We start from the raw sequence: 16,009 nt of genomic DNA, 5'->3' as shown, positions 1-16,009 counted from the left end.
GCGGGGAAGACAGGTTAATCGAATGCTGAATTAATGGGAAACGTCTTGCGCCAGTTCCAATATTCGAGAAGTTTCTCATGAGTGGAGCTGGACGGCGTCCCTACAATTCCATCTTGGTCTAGCGTGGCTACAATTTCTCGATGCATGCCGAAAACGCGTTGCCTGCCTCGAGATTGTCGCGAAGCGGTGCGCACAAATGTCTGGCGTGCGAGACGTAACCTGTCACGGTGGACGATTGATGATGGAAGCATCGTGAACACACCATTGCAGATCATATTGGCGGAAGATCACGGGATTGTCCGATACGGTATTCGTCTCGCTATCGAGACCGGTCATATAGCGCAAGTCGCCGCGGAAGCGTCGAACTCCGACGAGTTGATCTCGCTCGTCAAGGAGCGGGAGTTCGATGCCATCGTCACGGATTTGTCGATGCCCGGCACGCTCACGCGAGACGGTATTCCCTTGATCGACCGCTTGCAGCGCATTCGTCCCGGCACACCCATTGTCGTCGTCACCGCGATGCGCAATGCAGCCATCCTGAATAAACTGCTCGCGAAAAACGTCAGCGCGATCGTCGAGAAAGCGGGTGGAATCAACGAATTGCATAGTGCGCTCGTCGCGGCGGGGCAAGGCCGACCATACGTTAGCCCCGGTATAGAAGCCCTGTTGGCGAATATGAGTCTCGTCGGAACGCGTATCGGAAAGGAAGCGACGTTGACGGCAGCCGAACTCGATGTCGTGCGTCTGTTTGCTCACGAGAAGCTGACGGCCGGACAAATCGCTCAGCGGCTCAATCGAAGCGTCAAAACGGTCAGCGCGCATAAAATGCGGGCGCAACATAAGCTCGGGCTTTCGACTAGCCAGGAATTGCTCGAGTACTGGCTAGCGATCGATAGTTGCCCATTTTGAAAATCGCAATGCGTCCGAGCGTGGGCTGCATCGGGCGTCTGTTCTTGATGTGGTTGCTGCTCGCGGGTGCGCTGTACGGCTGTTCGCGACAATCGGCCAGCAGCGCGCCGCCAACCGCATCGTGGCGATCTAGGATTCCGCTCTCGCACGCCGAAAAAACGTATCTCGACTCGCTACCTCCACTGCGGGTCGGCGTCGACCCGCTATGGTCGCCTATGGCGTTCGTCGATGCGCAAGGGCATATCGACGGCATCTCGGCCGACTATCTCGCCTTTCTTCGCAACACGCTACATCTTCGTATCGATGTCGTGCCTACTCGCTCGTGGGCGGAAACCGTCCGGCTCGCCAACGCGGGAAAGATCGATATCGTTATTGCGGCGTCTGCGTTCGATGGACTGGCGCCCGGCTTCGGACTATCCATGCCCTATGTGCGCTATCCCCTCGTCATCGTTACGCGTGAGACCGCGCCGTTCATTGCCGGGCTAGACGATCTCGAAGGTGCCGAGGTGGCCGTTGTGGGCGATGTCCAGACGGTTCGCGTGCGATTTGCGGGCTTGCCGAGATTGCGTGCGGTGACCGTGGGATCCGCCGAGGAGGGACTAAAGGCCGTAGCGCAAGGGCGAGCGTTTGGCTATATCGGCAACCTCGGCGTCGTCGATCGGATCGTGCGTGGACGCTATGCCGGGATCTTGCGGGTCGCCGCACCGGCCGATCAAATCCAAGAGCTGTCGTTCGGTGTTGCGCCGCGGTTCGCGCCGTTGTTGCCGCTCATCGACCGCGTCTTAACTGCGGTACCGGAGACGGAGCGCGAATACATTCAAAATACATGGCTGTCGACGCGCTTTACCTTCGGCGTGGCTCCGCGCACCTTATGGCTGATTCTGGCGCCGGTCGGCACGCTGACGATGCTGTTTCTGGCGGTTCTATGGTTCAACCTGACCCGGCTGCGCGAAGAGGTGCGCGAGCGGCGCCGGACTGAACGCGAGCTCGTTTCCGAGACGCGCTTTACGACGCTGCTCATGAACACGGTGCCTATCCCGGTGTGCGTCAAGGACGCGCAAGAGCGATTCATTGCGGTCAATCCCGCCTACGAGGAGGCCGTCGGTGTAGGCGCCGAGATACTGCTACGCGAAACGCACCGAGATCCCGACGCGCTCACGGTCATGGCGCGCACGAGCGTCGGCACCGGACAGCCGGCGCAAGGCGAGCTTCGCTATCGTGGCCCCGACGGGCAAATGCACGAGGCGGTGTATTGGGCTCGCCCGTGCACGATCGACGATGACCGGCCTGCCATGCTGTATGCCTTCGTCGACGTCTCCGATTTGCGGCGGACCGAGCGCCGTGAACTCGAGTTGAAACGGCGTCTCGTCGAGCTGACCCAGACCTTGCCGTCGGTCGTCTTCCAACTGTCCTTTCTGCGCGAACGGCGCCCGAATTTCGCGCTTGTCTTCGCGAACCGGCGCGCGGACGAACTCGTCGGCGAAGCCCAGGACGGGGAAACGACGGGCGTATTCGATGCGTTCGTGCGCGCGCTCGACGCCGCTTCGCAGCATCGTCTAGTACGGCTATTTCTACGCTCGGCCATCACCAAGGAGCCGGTGCGAACCGAATTCATGCTGCTGCGGCGCGATGCCGGGCAAGCCTGGTTCCATGTGGAAGCGGTCCCGAGGACGTGCGACGACGGCGGTACGCAGTGGAGTGGATATCTACACGACATCACGCAGCCGAAAGAGGCGCAGGCAGCGTTGATGGCGGCGAAGCAAGACGCCGAGGAGCAGGCGCGCGCGCGCGAATTGTTGATCGCCACCGTCAGCCATGAAATTCGACTTCCAATGAGCGGGATCGTCGGCATCTTGCAGTTGCTCGATCACGACGGTTTGCCCCCCGACGATCGCGAGCTTATCGGCATGGCCGGCAATGCCGGGGAGTCGTTGCTCTTGATTCTCAACGATATCCTCGACTTCGCGAAAAGCGAGCACGGCGAGCTGTCGCTCGAGTACGCGTCGATGAGCTTGGAGGAGATCGCGCGGTACGCCGTCGGCCTCGTTACGCCGCAGCTCGAGCGCAAGGGCTTGACGATGCGCCTCGACATCTCGCCTGCTTGCGCCGCACGTCATCTCGGTGACGCGCGCAGGCTGGGCCAGGTGCTGCTCAATTTGCTGGGCAATGCTGCGAAGTTTACAGCGCATGGCGGGGTGTCGTTGTTCGTCGATGTCCTCGGCGAATCCGACGACCGGCAGACGATATCGATTCGCGTCGTCGACACCGGTATCGGCATCGGCCCCGACGATCAGGGTCGATTGTTCGCGCCGTTTGCTCAGGCGCGTGCCACGCTCGGAAGCGGTTATGGTGGAACGGGTCTGGGCCTTGCGATATGCAAGCGTTTGATCGAGCGGATGGGCGGCACCATCGCGCTCGAAAGCGAGTTGGGGGTGGGCTCGACGTTCGCTGTGACGTTGAGCCTGCCGATCGATCCCAGCATCCTGTGTCCACCTCCGCTTGCGCCGGGTCCTCGCCCAGTTGCTGCGGACGGGGACCGGAATAACGCGGGTCGCGGTCCGCGCATTTTGCTCGTCGAGGATCGCCTCATCAATCGGGAAGTGCTCAAGCGCCAACTCGCACGATTGCACGTGCTCGATTGCGATCTCGCCGAGAACGGCGTGCAGGCATTGAGTGCATGCGAGAGGAACGACTACGCGATGGTCATCACCGACTGTGCTATGCCGATCTTGGGTGGTGCCGAGTTGATCGCGCGCATTCGGCAGCGCGAATCGGGACGCGTGCACCGGACCGTACTCATCGCGCTGACGGCCGATGCGACACCGCAGCAGCGTATCGCCTGTATGCGAGCCGGCGCCGACGAACTGTGCATCAAGCCGCTTTCGCTCGGGCAGCTGCGCGACTTGTTGGCGCGCCACCGCCTTGATGTCGACGCTCAAACGATCGCCTCGACTACGTCTCACGACGAACTCCGGCCCGAGCTGCTGCGCACGCTGACCGCCGATCTGGCCGCCTTGAGCACGCTGTCGTCGAACACCGATCGCGATGAGATGCGCGAGCTTGCACATGCCATCGCGGGTACGGCTGCATGGTTCGGTCTTGCGCCGACGGCGCAAGCGGCGGCCGGCCTTCAACGTGCGTTGGAGGAGGGCGGTGTTACCGATGCGCCGTTGCTTGCGCTGCGCCGCGCAATCGAGCGGGCGCTACAAGCTTCGTACGCAACCGACACTGGGGCGCGCCCGAGCAGCGACGTCAACCCGATAAGTGAGACGTAACGCGCGTTATGCGCAGTCGCGTGCGCAAAATCATTTGCGTGCTGCATCTTGGGATCGGCGCAAGCGTAGAGGGAAAAGCGCGGCGCTATTGCTTCCAATTTCTTGAACGGTGAAAAAAGTCGGCTTAGTATTTTTTTGTTGAAGCGCGCTATCTATGGGGTTTTCATTTAATCGCTTGCTTATCAAAAATAAGTTCATGTTTGTTTACTAGGATGAACGTGAGGTCGCTGTCATATTGAGATCTTGCCCTAGGTTGACTAACTGTCTTTTATCGCTTGACCATTCAAGAGGGATGCATGAATTCCACTATTGCAGAGTCCGACGACGAAATGCCAGAATTCGATCCTCCGGAGGCGAGTTTTCTATTCGTGAGGCGCGAGTACATATGCAAAATGCGGGTGCCGGAATTTAAAAACTCGACGGTATTTGTCATTCCTCAAGTGCGCGATCCAAAGCTTCGTATCGATCACGAAGACTTTGCGAGCGTGACGCTCGATCAAGAGGGACGAGGACAGTTCTCGCTCATCTATCAAGACGGTCCGAAAGATCCGCGGCCGGATGTGCCTGTTAGATTGAACGTCATCGACGAACATAACGTTCAGGTGCGCGATGCCTCCGTGGACTATGTGTTCGGTATTCGAAGCGTCGGCGTTCCCACCGTCGTCTCCGACGACGATTTCGCGGTTCGCGGCGGGCGTATCACCGAGAACGGCAGTATGGAAGTACGGTATTCGAGTTGGAGCGGCGAGCCGGCGCGCGTGGGCGGCATCAAGGTGCGCGTGAGCTCCGACCGAGGGAACGTGTCGTTTTTTGCAGCCGATGGAGCGGATGTTACCCAGACGGGCCGACAAGGCGATCCGACGACGTTCGCCGAGTATGTGACGAGTCCGTTCAACCCGATGACCGCACCTCATTTCGGCACGATAGACGGCAGAATCGCAAGTCGAGGCGTGGGCATCTTTCCCTTGACCGTCACGGTTCCGAACTCGGGGCAGGAGCGCCGCTTCAAACTCGTGACAGTCGATCCGTACGTTTATATCGGGGACTTGCCGCCCTTGCGCACGACATTCGGTTCGACGTTGGATCTTGCCGGGCTCGCCACCACGCACGTCGAACTCGGCTCGGTGCCGAATGGCGTTTCGCCGGCAGCCGCCGTCGTCGTGCTCGTGAACGGCAGGCCGGTGAGCCCCTATGAGTTGACGATGCACGAACTCGTCACCGCGGGCTACGAATTGCCGAAGATCGCCTTCAAGCAAAAGACGATCGACGGTACCGAGCCGGGCGATCAAGCACAGTTGAGTTATTTGGTGGAGTCGGAATCGTCGGCCGCCAATCAAATTCTCAGTGTGGCAAATCAGTTCAATATAAAAAATATCAATCGCATCTCCAATGAGCCCGATCCGACGATTACGGATAGAAACGCACCGATGCCGTTGCTTCCGCGCGTGACCACGGTGAACCTGTCCGTGATCTGGAAAAACAAGCTCACGGTCGTCATCGATTTTTCCGGATCCAAGGTTCCCGTGGGCTGGAGAGGTTATCTGTCGCTCTATGCCAATGGCTACGATTCGGTCAATTCCGTCGAGATCGATAAGCAGACGTTGACCACGGCGACCTTCACCACCGAGGCGGGTGTCGTGGCGCTCGAAGTCGAAGCGACCGCGCTCTGGGGGTTCTCGAGCAACGCACGAGGGCGGCCGAGCAACCTGATGATGGATTACTTCATCGTCGACCCCATCCTTTATCAGCGTTTGAAAGAAAGCGCCGGCCCGGACGGAATCGAAGAAGAAAAACTCGCTTCGCTGCGCAGGTATTCGCAATACGCTCAAGCGGGCTGGCCGCTCGTGACGTCGATATGACCCACGGTGTTTGATGGCGCGACCCTCGTAAGCGTCGCGCCATGGCCGTGGCGCCCATAGGCCGCGAGCCGCAAAAAGGCCGGGACGGATCCGCGCCGGCGGTGCTCACCGCCGGTTCGCCACATGCTGTTCGAGCTCCTCTGGAGGCACGATGATTCGCAGATGGATGATCGCGGTTTGGATGCTCTTCGCGGTAGGCATGGTTCAATCGGCGCTCGCCCAAGCCCAGCAGGGCGCGAGTTCGCAAACGAGAGCCCGGGCCCCGGCGGAGCACGTTACCGCGCAGATGACTGCGCAAGAGCGTGCGGCCTTCGAGCAGTTGCGAAAGAAGGCGGGACCGTCGGGACGCGCGCCTATCGATTTGACCGATTCCGAGCAGCGGCTGGCCTATTTCGCTCTATTGCGCATGCACGGTATTACGCGCAGCAGCCGGCCGGCGCTTTTTGCGCAGTTCGACCGGGCGATCGAAACGCAACGAGGCGAAAGCAAGAGCGGTTCGCCGGTGCGCGTGAGCGATTGTCAATTGCCGACGCAAGGCGCGAATGTTCCGGCCGCTCAGGTAGGTGACTTTCGCGACATTCTCGATATCGATGCGACACCCGATTTCAAGACCGTGAGCGCGAGAGCGCTCGATACCGTGGTCGATCCTGCGACCTATGTGCTCGACATGATCGACGTCTACGACGCGAAATGGGAGAGGGTGCTCTCGAGTGGGACCGACGAGGGATTCACCAAAGCGACGGGCGGCTGTACGGTCGGACAGTGCCTCGACCCTCATCTGCAAATCTTCCAGACCGAGAAAAAGCCGGGGAATAACCCTTCAGGCGGTCCCATCAACGTGTTCGGCACGTTCTCCTATAGAAGCGCCGCGCACACGTATTCGCCGTGCCTCGTCATGCTCAGCGGCCCTGTGCATGGCATGCCTAAGTCGATGGATCTCAAAGATCCGAGCGTTCAGTACGGCAACGATGTCAATCGGCCGATCATCATCTGCATCAACCGGGCGAATAAAACGGCCGAGTACCCGAACGCCTGCGATTACGGTCCGATGATGCCGGGCGTGCACAACAACGACGCGCACGTGCAGGTGTATGTCGTCGGCAACGTCGTCTACAACGATCCGCTCGCGTTGTTCGACGCGAGCGATGCGGCCCAGCCGAACATCTACGGCGAGTTGACCGTCATTCCTCCTGCGACGGGGGGAGCGTGCCCGGTCATCCCGATCGAGGGCAAGACGCTACTCTCGCACTTTTCCGTCAGCGGCGATCGAAAGACCCTCTCGTTCAATTGGCCGCCGCCGAGCAAGAGCGCTAACGGCAGGGGCGATCCCGCCGATCTCGGCAACATCTGCTGGCAGCAGGTCGCCAACAATTCGCTGTGGGACTTCCTGCTCAAGATCCACGTGAAGACGCTCGATCGTGCGGGCGCGCCGGCCTACGAGGTGTACGCAGCCTTTCTGAGTCGACTGCCGGCGAGCACGCTCAACGAGCTAAAGGTCCCTCAACTCGTGTTCCAACTTGGTTGTCTCAAGGGCGGCACCCAGGTCACGATGGCCGACGGTACCCGCAAGGCTATCGAGCAAGTACGGATCGGCGATCTCGTCGCGAGTCCGCACGGGCCAGAGAAAGTGCGAGGGGTCACCACGGGCACCGATACGCGATTCGTAAAGATCGCCACCGCTCAACCCGGCGAGGAGCCGCTCTATGTGACCGAGACGCATCCGATCGCGCTCGACGGGGGACGATCGATGGCGGGATCCAGGCCGCGGCTCGTCGAGGCTGAGGATTTGCTGAGGACGCGCGCAGCGGACCCGGCCGAGGCCTTGCATGTGTTGTGGACGCCTGGCGCAAGCGCGCCGCGCCCTCAGCCGTTCGCCGTCGAGCATGTGACCGGCACGGCTTACCCGGTCTACAACCTGACGCTCGAGCGCCCGGACGGCGAGGCGATTGCGCGTGAAGAGGCCCTGTTCTACGCCAACGGGATCGTCGTTGGCGACAACCGCGAGCAAGGCGCGCTCGAACAAACGAAACGCGAGGCTGCGACGCGACTGCCCGAGTATCGCTTGGGTGGACTTGAGCGCGTCGATTTCGACAATTGGCGGGCAGCTGCGCTTCGCCCGTCGGCAACGCCGGGTACCGGCAAGGTGACGCAATGAGCGATCCGTTGATTAGCAGGGTGATGAAGGCGAGTTACGACGCACGGGGATTCATTACGGTCCGATGGATCACCTCCGACGAGGATCGCGCAACCGGCTTCGTACTCTCGGTGCAGGGCGTGCGGATCGGCGAAAGGTCGATCGGCTCGTTTTATGTGGAAGATGGAGCGAGCCGCGTGGCCGGGTTCCCTTATACGTTCTCGTCCGGTTTCGATTATTCGATATCGGTTACGCCGTACCGCGGCGATACGATGCTCGCGAGCTCGCCGTGGTTTCCGATTTCGGCGCAAGACGAGCCGGCATTGCCCGGGCTGACGTTCGTCGAGCGCCTGCCGTTCACGCCGCTGCTATTGGACGTCGGCTATAACCCCGTCAAGGTCCGACTGGTATCGGCCGACGGTACGCCGATGCGCAACCAAGCGGTTGGATGGTCGGTGCCGGCCGAGTATCCTTCGGTTCGGCTCGAATCGGATTCGGTCACCTACACGGACGACGACGGGGTGGCGGTGAAACGTATTCGGGTGGGGGCATCCCCCAAGCTCCCCGATTTTTTGACTGTTTCCGCGTGGTGGGCCGCGCCGCACCCCAACGATCCGCGCGAGGTCCCGCGCCATGTGTCGACGCTCTACGCCTGCGTTCGGCCGCGCGTAGCTTCGAGCTTCGTGCAGAAGTTCGCGCATCCGCTGTTGCAGACCAGCCAGCCGAGCAGCGATCAGTTCATCGTTTCGACGACGACTATCTTGGACGAGCAAAGCCGGCCGATTCGGGGGCTGCGGTTCGCATGGCGGATGGAGCCGAACGCCGCGACCCTGGCGCGCGAACGCACGTTGCTCGGCACCCTCAAGCCGCTAGAGTGGGTGTCCACGCCGTCCTATGAGGCGGGCTATCCCGCCTCCACTAACGACTTCGGCCAGGCGACGATCCTATTTGCCAACGCCAAGACGACGATCATGACGTTCGCGCCGGCGCTCAACTCCACCGAGTTTCAGAACCAGGTCGTGTTTACGGCCGTCGATTTGGGGCTCGGCGACGACGGTTCCTTGGGACTGCCGCTGGTCGGCAACGTACTCGATCTCGACAAATATCCGGACACCGTCCCGGTCACGTTGCCCGTCAGCGCCCGCCAGCCGAGCAAAGTCGCGATCTGGCTCAACGAGGACATCGCGACGATCGTTTATCGACAAGGTTCGCCGCTGAACGGCGACCCGATCGAGATCCCGAGTTGGCGTTTCGTATCGGGCGACACGTTTAATGCTGCGGGCTGCGTCCGCGGCGATTCGTACGGTAACGGCGAGGACTCGCGTTTGGTCTATTTCAAAGTCGAGGGCAGGGCCCGAATTCCCGCTCCGGCACAGGGCGGAACGTTACCGCCGCCCGCGCTGGTGCAGGGCGGCGTCAGGGTCATCGACGATTCGACGATTTCGGGCGGATTGCAAATTCGCGTGCCGCCGTATCAGGGTATCGAGGCCGGCCAGCGCGTGACGCTGAACGTGTTCGTTTCCGGGTACTACCAAGGCACGCAGTTTCCGAAGGTCGAGTTTCCGATCGTCAAGTACAACGTCGGTGCCGCCGACCTAACCACCGGTTTCATCCTCGTTTTAAACGAAGACGATTTGACCGGATTCGGCACCGGCCCGGCCGGTCAAACCGGCGAATTCGTCGCGCAATACACCGTTAGCCGATCTAAAGACGGGTCCCCCGCATCGCTCTTCTCACGAGTCTTTTCATTGCCCATCGTGACGACGGTCCCGGACAGGCCGTCCGATTGGATCGCCCTTCAATTCGACCCGTCCCGTGTCGGCAGTGACGAGGATGCCGTGAGCGAATGAGGCCTTCCGCGCCGACGGACGAATGGCATTGTGCCCCGGGCGGGAGCCGCGCATCTCAAAAATGCAGAATTTTCGGCTCCCGGCACCGCCTGCTGTTGCGCGAACATACAAGCGATTAGCAAAGGCCGCAGGTGCGCGTTGTCGCGTATCGATGCGCCTAGCACTGCGCCCGGGTGACTTTGTCGATCCGGGCGGCACGGCGCGTCCAACGCGGCAACAGAGGGGTAAATCCATGCTTCGACGGTTTCTGTTTTTATTAGTACTACTAAGTAGCCTGTCATTGGCGGCGTGTCATGGCTCAGGCGGCGGGGGTGCAAGCGTCTCGGCACTGCAAGGGTCAGTTCCGCCCTCGGATCTTCAGTACAGCGACAGTACGCCTTCATACGTCGTCGGAGAACCGATTCCCGATAACGTGCCGCGCAATTCGGGCGGCGCGATCGCGAGCTATTCGGTCTCTCCGGATTTGCCGGTAGGGTTGTCGCTCGACACCGTAACCGGCGTCGTCAGCGGCACGCCGCAGGCGACTAGCGATGCGACCGATTACATCGTGACGGGCGCCGCCTTGGACGGTTCGGTGCAAGCCATCTTGCGCATTACCGTCGCGGACAAACCCGTACCGCCGATCGCCTTGAACTACACGGAAACCTCGGCCGTCTACGACGTGCGCGAACCCATCGCGGACAATAGACCGCATCCGACCGGCGTCGTCGTTCGCTACACCATCGATCCCGCGCTACCGGCGGGTCTGAATTTTTCGACGGAACAAGGGACGATCAGCGGGACGCCCATCGAAGCGAGCGATGCGCGAGACTATACGGTGACGGGCTTCGGTTTGCCGAACCGTATGCAGAGCGACGCGCCGACGGCGATCGAGCATCTAACGATCGCCGTGCAGGGCAACATCGTGCCTCCGCTACCCGAGCCGCCCGTGGTGCCGGAACCGTCCGAACCGCCGGTCGTGCCGCCGCTGCCGCCTCCGCCTGTGCCCCCGGCGCCTACCGGGTTTCACTATCAACGGGCCTGGGCTGTCTACGCTAAAGGGCGGCCGATCTTCGCCAATACTGCCTACCATGACGGCGGCGTGGTGGAGACCTACGCACCGGCGCAGCCGCTGCCGGCAGGGCTTACCGTCGATCCGGCGACCGGCGATATTTCCGGCACGCCGCTCGCGACGACCGGTACGGACCGCACCTATACGATCGAGGCTATCGGACCCGGCGGCAAGGCGTCCACGCAGGTGACGTTCCGAGTGGTGGAGCCGGGCACCTGGACACCGGTGCCGGGCACGATGTCGACCCAGCGCTATGCGTTCGCGCAACTTGCGCTGCCCGATGGGCGTGTGTTGGTCATGGGCGGCAGAAGCGCGAGCCAATCGTCGCTCGCCAGCGCGGAGATCTACGATCCGAATACCGGCCGCTTCTCGCCGGCAGGCCAAATGAGCGCGCCGCGCTTCTCGCCCTTGGCCACGTTGCTGCCGAACGGCAAAGTGCTCGTCGTCGGCGGACGGGGGGCGAACGGGCCGTTGGCCTCGGCCGATACGTTCGACCCGGCGGCTACCGACCCGGACGCAGCTTGGCAGCCGGCTCCGCCGATGAGCAGTCCGCACGCGGAAGGGGCCATCGCGCTCACGAGCGACGGAAACGTCGTCGTAACCGGCGGAGATATCTCGACATCGAATTCGATCGTGATCACGAACTTGACGGACGTCTATTCGCCGTCGAGCGGTGCGAACGGCAGTTGGAGCCAGGGTCCCGCGCTCGGGCAGGCGACTATGTTTGCGACCGCGCTGCCGATGCAAGACGGCGATCGGATTGTCGTGCCGGCCGGAACGGCCAGGACGGCGCGAGGCCTGGCCGCCGTGTCGATCGCTCAAACGTTGTCGAATCCCTGGAACGCGTGGAGCACGGACAACATGTCGAACGGCGCGCGGTCTCAATACGCCGCGTGGTTGGTGTCGCCGAGCACCGCGCTCGTGTTCGGCGGCATGGGGCCGAGTCGCAGACCGGTGGATACGGTGGATCTATACGATGCGGCCGCGCAGACATGGACCAGCGTGCCGGGACTCGTTGCACCGCGCACCAATATGATGTCGGCGCAGTTGAACGGCAACAGTCTGCTCATTGCCGGAGGCGGGGTGGATACGGGGACACTGGGCACCGATACGGCCGAGATCTATACGTTCGATCCGGCCAACCCGGCCAATTCGAGCGCGGCTACGATCAAGCCGATGAATTCGATCCGTATCGGGGGCGCGGCGACGACGCTCGCGGATGGGACGGTACTCGTCGTCGGCGGGTGGGACAACGTGTCGTCGCAACAGTACTGGAACACGGCCGAGCTCTACGTGCCTTGAGTTCGCCGGGCGCCGCGCCATCGGTGCGGCCCTCGCGCGCATGGTCTGCTCGCGTATATCATGGCGAGCGCATAGACCCGCGCGAGATTCATGTGAAATTCGATCCGTCCTGCCGCCGGAACACGGCGTGCGCCATTCGCTTGGAGCCCAGCCGATGAACGCGCGAACCGTTTCGTGCGGCGTTGTGATGCTCGATCGCCGGGGCGATGTTTTTCTGGCGCACGCGACCGATACGTCTCATTGGGATATCCCCAAGGGGCAAGGCGAGGAGGGGGAGGCGCCGATCGAGGCCGCGCTGCGCGAACTGTGGGAAGAGACGGGGATCGTTCTTGCACCCGAGAGGCTGACCGATCTGGGCCGATTCGCGTATCGGCACGACAAGGACCTGCATTTGTTCGCGGCGCGAATCGAGGACGGCGAGGTCGATCTCGCGTGTTGCGAATGCACGTCGATGTTTCCGAGCCGGCGAGACGGCACGCCGATTCCCGAAATGGATGGATTTATTTGGGTAGCGCCCGCCGACGTGGGGCGCTACGCGAGCCGCAGCTTAGCGCGGCTCTTCGACACGGCGCTTTCGTTGGCCGAACTGCATCGAACGCTGTAACACGGCGCGGCAGTGCCGCGCCGTCTACCGCTTATTTTCGCTTACTTGCCCCAGCTGTCGCGCAGGCCCACGATACGGTTGAAGACGGGTTGCCCCGGTTTCGAATCGTAGCGGTCGGCGACGAAGTATCCATGGCGCTCGAACTGGCAGCGATCCTCGGGTTGCAACGCCTCGGCGCCGGGCTCCAAATACGCCTGCACGATACGCTTCGAATCGGGATTGAGCGCTTCGAGGAAGTTGCGGCCGCCCGCATCGGGCTGCGCTTCCTTGAACAGGCGGTCGTAGAGGCGCACTTCGGCCGGGACCGCGTGTCGTGCGCTGACCCAGTGGATGTTGCCCTTCACCTTGTAGTTGTTCGCGCCTTCGGTGCCCGATTTGCTGTCCGGGAAGTAGTTGCAATGCACGGCGACGATATTGCCTTGCGCGTCCTTCTCGGCACCCGTGCATTCGATCACGTAGCCGTAACGCAGCCGCACCTTGTTGCCGGGGAAGAGCCGGAAATACCCTTTGGGCGGCACTTCCATGAAATCCTCGCGCTCGATCCACAACTCGCGCGTGATCGGGAAATTGCGTTGACCGCGCTCGGGGTGGTGCGGATGCACGGGCGCCGTGCACGGTTCGGCGAGATCGGCCGGGAAGTTGTCGATGACGAGCTTCAGCGGATCGAGCACGGCCACCGTGCGCGGCGCTTTATCGTCGAGGTCGTCGCGCAGCGCGCCTTCGAAGACGCTCATGTCGATCCACGAGTCCACCTTCGTCACGCCGATACGCTCGCAAAACAGCTTGATGCCCTCGGGCGTGAAGCCGCGGCGACGTACGCCGACGATCGTCGGCATGCGCGGATCGTCCCAGCCTTGCACATGGCCTTCCGTGACGAGTTGCAACAGCTTGCGCTTGCTCGTGATCGCGTAGGTCAGGTTGAGCCGCGAAAACTCGATTTGCTGCGGGAGCGGGCGCGTGAAGACGCCGGCCTCCGCCAACTCGTTCAGTACCCAGTCGTACAGCGGACGATGGTCTTCGAATTCGAGCGTGCACAGCGAGTGCGTGATGTTCTCGATCGCGTCCGAGATGCAGTGCGCGTAGTCGTACATCGGATACACGCACCAGGCATCGCCCGTCCGGTAGTGGTGCGCGAAGCGGATCCGATAGAGCACCGGGTCGCGCATCGTCATATTGGGCGAAGCCATGTCGATCTTCGCGCGCAGCACGTGCTCGCCTTCCTGAAACTCGCCCGCCTTCATGCGGCGGAACAAATCGAGGCTTTCTTCCGGCGCGCGATCGCGGAACGGCGAGTTCTTGCCCGGTTCGGTCAGCGAGCCGCGATTCGTGCGCATGTCATCGGCGCTTTGGCTATCGACGTAAGCCTTGCCGCGCTGGATCAGAAGCTCGGCGTACTCGTAGAGCTTGCCGTAGTAGTCGCTCGCGAAGTATTGGTGCGAGGTGCCGTCCTTCTCCCAATCGAAGCCGAGCCAACGCACGGCGTCGACGATCGAATCGGCGTACTCCATGCTTTCTTTTTCCGGATTCGTATCGTCGAAGCGCAAGTGGCAGACGCCGCCGTAGTCGCGGGCGACACCGAAATTCAGGCAGATGCTCTTCGCATGGCCGACATGAAGATAGCCGTTCGGCTCGGGGGGGAACCGCGTTTCGACGCGGCTACCCCATTTGCTCGTACGGTTGTCGTCGTCGATGATGTTGCGGATGAAATTAGACGGCGAAGCCGCCGCAGCGTCGTTGCGTTCGTTGTTCATGCGAATGTCGGAAATCGGCGGAAAGTACACGGGGCGCGCCCGCGGCAATCCGATCATTCTACCTAAACGACGGGCCGTCTGGCCCGAGACGCCACGGCGCGGTGCGCGCGCGGCATGTGTTGCGCGCTGTAACAGGAGGTAAAACGCTTTGCTCGCGCATAGGCGGCTCTTCTACGATTCGACCCGTATAGCGCGCCAAAGTCGCCAAAGTCTCTTCGGCCGCCCGGTTTTTTTCGTCTATCCGCATCGCCCCATGAAGATTTCGTCGCTCGCCAAGCTTTCCGTCGTCGCCCTCGTCGTGACGAGCCTCGCCGCCTGTTCCTCGATGTCGCGCTCCCAGAAGCACGCCGCCATCGGGGCGACGGCCGGCGGCGCCATCGGTTATGTCCTGACGGGCGGTCCGATCGGCACCATCGCGGGTGCGGCCGTCGGCGGCATCATCGGCGCCGGGCATTGATCGTGCACGGGCCGCCCGCGCCGCGTTGTCGCCACGACGCGGTTGGCCCGTTCTCGGCTCGACTCCCCATGAAGTCTCGCCTTGAGACCTGACGAGCGGCTTCGGCTTTTGCCACGATCTCGGGTTTCGGGGCGGCGCGACGCAACGCCTTATACTACGCGCCAACCTTCATACCGTTCGCCGTACTGCGCACAGGCGTTTGCGCGAACGCCAAGCGTCGAAGCTTCATGAATCGAATCAAGACTTTCATCCTGCCCGGATACGCGAATTCGGGCACCGGCCATTGGCAAACCCGTTGGGAAGCGAGCGATGCGTCTTTCGTGCGCGTCGCGATGCCCGACTGGGATCATCCCGTGCGCCACGCGTGGTGCGATGCGCTCGATGCCGCCGTCGCGGCCGAGCCGCAAGGGCCGCTTTGCTTCGCGGCGCACAGCCTCGGGTGTTTGACCGCTGCTCATTGGGCCCTGCATTGCGCCGGCCCGGACCAGTTAGCGAAAATCGCCGGCGCGCTGCTCGTCGCTCCGCCCGATCCGGTCGGCACGGCATTTCCGCGCGATGCGACGGGTTACGAGGAGCCGGCGCTCGCGCCGTTGCCGTTCCCCTCGATCGTCGTGGCGAGCAGCGACGATCCGTACGGCTCGCTCGCATTTGCCGAGCGCTGCGCCCGCGCCTGGGGTAGCCGCTTCGTCGAAATCGGCCCGCGCGGTCATATCAATGCGGACAGCGGCCTCGGCGATTGGGACGAAGGACGGCGTTTGCTCGCGTCTTTGCCGGCCTGACCGAACCGCCGTCGCAGGCGGCGGGCGCAATGCGCCCG

10 protein-coding genes are annotated in these 16,009 nt (G+C 62.2%); 9 read left to right on the top strand and 1 reads right to left on the bottom strand.

Features of this window, described 5'->3' with window-relative positions:
• Positions 1-252 precede the first annotated feature (252 nt).
• The 7 genes from AB1286_RS04510 to AB1286_RS04480 all read left to right on the top strand — a co-directional run bounded on the left by AB1286_RS04510 (position 253) and on the right by AB1286_RS04480 (position 12,984).
• Entirely contained in the window at positions 253-909 is a 657-nt protein-coding gene (locus AB1286_RS04510; protein WP_430362134.1) for a response regulator, read from the top strand.
• A complete protein-coding gene (locus tag AB1286_RS04505) occupies positions 897-4,184 on the top strand; it encodes an ATP-binding protein (RefSeq protein ID WP_430362133.1) in 3,288 nt (1,095 codons plus the stop codon). Before AB1286_RS04510 ends, AB1286_RS04505 begins: the two co-directional genes overlap by 13 nt.
• A gap of 296 nt (positions 4,185-4,480) precedes the next feature.
• Positions 4,481-6,043 carry a hypothetical protein gene (locus AB1286_RS04500; protein WP_430362132.1) on the top strand — a complete coding sequence of 521 codons (1,563 nt, stop codon included), beginning with the start codon at positions 4,481-4,483 and terminating at the stop codon, positions 6,041-6,043.
• A 151-nt stretch (positions 6,044-6,194) separates the two neighbouring features.
• Positions 6,195-8,198 (top strand): hypothetical protein, encoded by a 2,004-nt coding sequence (locus tag AB1286_RS04495; protein ID WP_430362131.1) that lies wholly within the window; start codon positions 6,195-6,197, stop codon positions 8,196-8,198.
• Positions 8,195-10,027, top strand: coding sequence for a hypothetical protein (locus AB1286_RS04490; protein ID WP_430362130.1), 1,833 nt, complete (start codon positions 8,195-8,197; stop codon positions 10,025-10,027). The genes AB1286_RS04495 and AB1286_RS04490 overlap by 4 nt, the downstream gene beginning before the upstream one ends.
• 412 nt (positions 10,028-10,439) lie before the next feature.
• Positions 10,440-12,380 carry a Kelch repeat-containing protein gene (locus AB1286_RS04485; RefSeq protein ID WP_430362129.1) on the top strand — a complete coding sequence of 647 codons (1,941 nt, stop codon included), beginning with the start codon at positions 10,440-10,442 and terminating at the stop codon, positions 12,378-12,380.
• Between the two features lie 154 nt (positions 12,381-12,534).
• Positions 12,535-12,984 (top strand): NUDIX hydrolase, encoded by a 450-nt coding sequence (locus AB1286_RS04480; RefSeq protein WP_430362128.1) that lies wholly within the window; start codon positions 12,535-12,537, stop codon positions 12,982-12,984.
• A gap of 41 nt (positions 12,985-13,025) precedes the next feature.
• Here the strand turns inward: AB1286_RS04480 and AB1286_RS04475 are convergent, their stop codons facing one another.
• The gene (locus tag AB1286_RS04475; protein ID WP_430362127.1) at positions 13,026-14,735 is read right to left on the bottom strand and encodes a glutamine--tRNA ligase/YqeY domain fusion protein; all 1,710 of its coding nucleotides are present in this window, start codon (positions 14,733-14,735) and stop codon (positions 13,026-13,028) included.
• A gap of 253 nt (positions 14,736-14,988) precedes the next feature.
• Here AB1286_RS04475 and AB1286_RS04470 point away from each other — a divergent pair, with 253 nt between their 5' ends.
• Together AB1286_RS04470 and AB1286_RS04465 are read left to right on the top strand one after the other, a co-directional pair.
• A complete protein-coding gene (locus AB1286_RS04470; RefSeq protein WP_102645383.1) occupies positions 14,989-15,192 on the top strand; it encodes an ornithine carbamoyltransferase in 204 nt (67 codons plus the stop codon).
• A 227-nt stretch (positions 15,193-15,419) separates the two neighbouring features.
• Positions 15,420-15,971 (top strand): RBBP9/YdeN family alpha/beta hydrolase, encoded by a 552-nt coding sequence (locus tag AB1286_RS04465; protein WP_430362126.1) that lies wholly within the window; start codon positions 15,420-15,422, stop codon positions 15,969-15,971.
• Positions 15,972-16,009 lie beyond the last annotated feature (38 nt).

This window comes from Trinickia sp. NRRL B-1857 (assembly GCF_050470685.1).
In the GTDB taxonomy this organism is placed as follows: Bacteria; Pseudomonadota; Gammaproteobacteria; order Burkholderiales; family Burkholderiaceae; genus Trinickia.
Note: the sequence above shows the minus strand (reverse complement) of the source record. Positions and strands in the feature narration are given on the sequence as shown.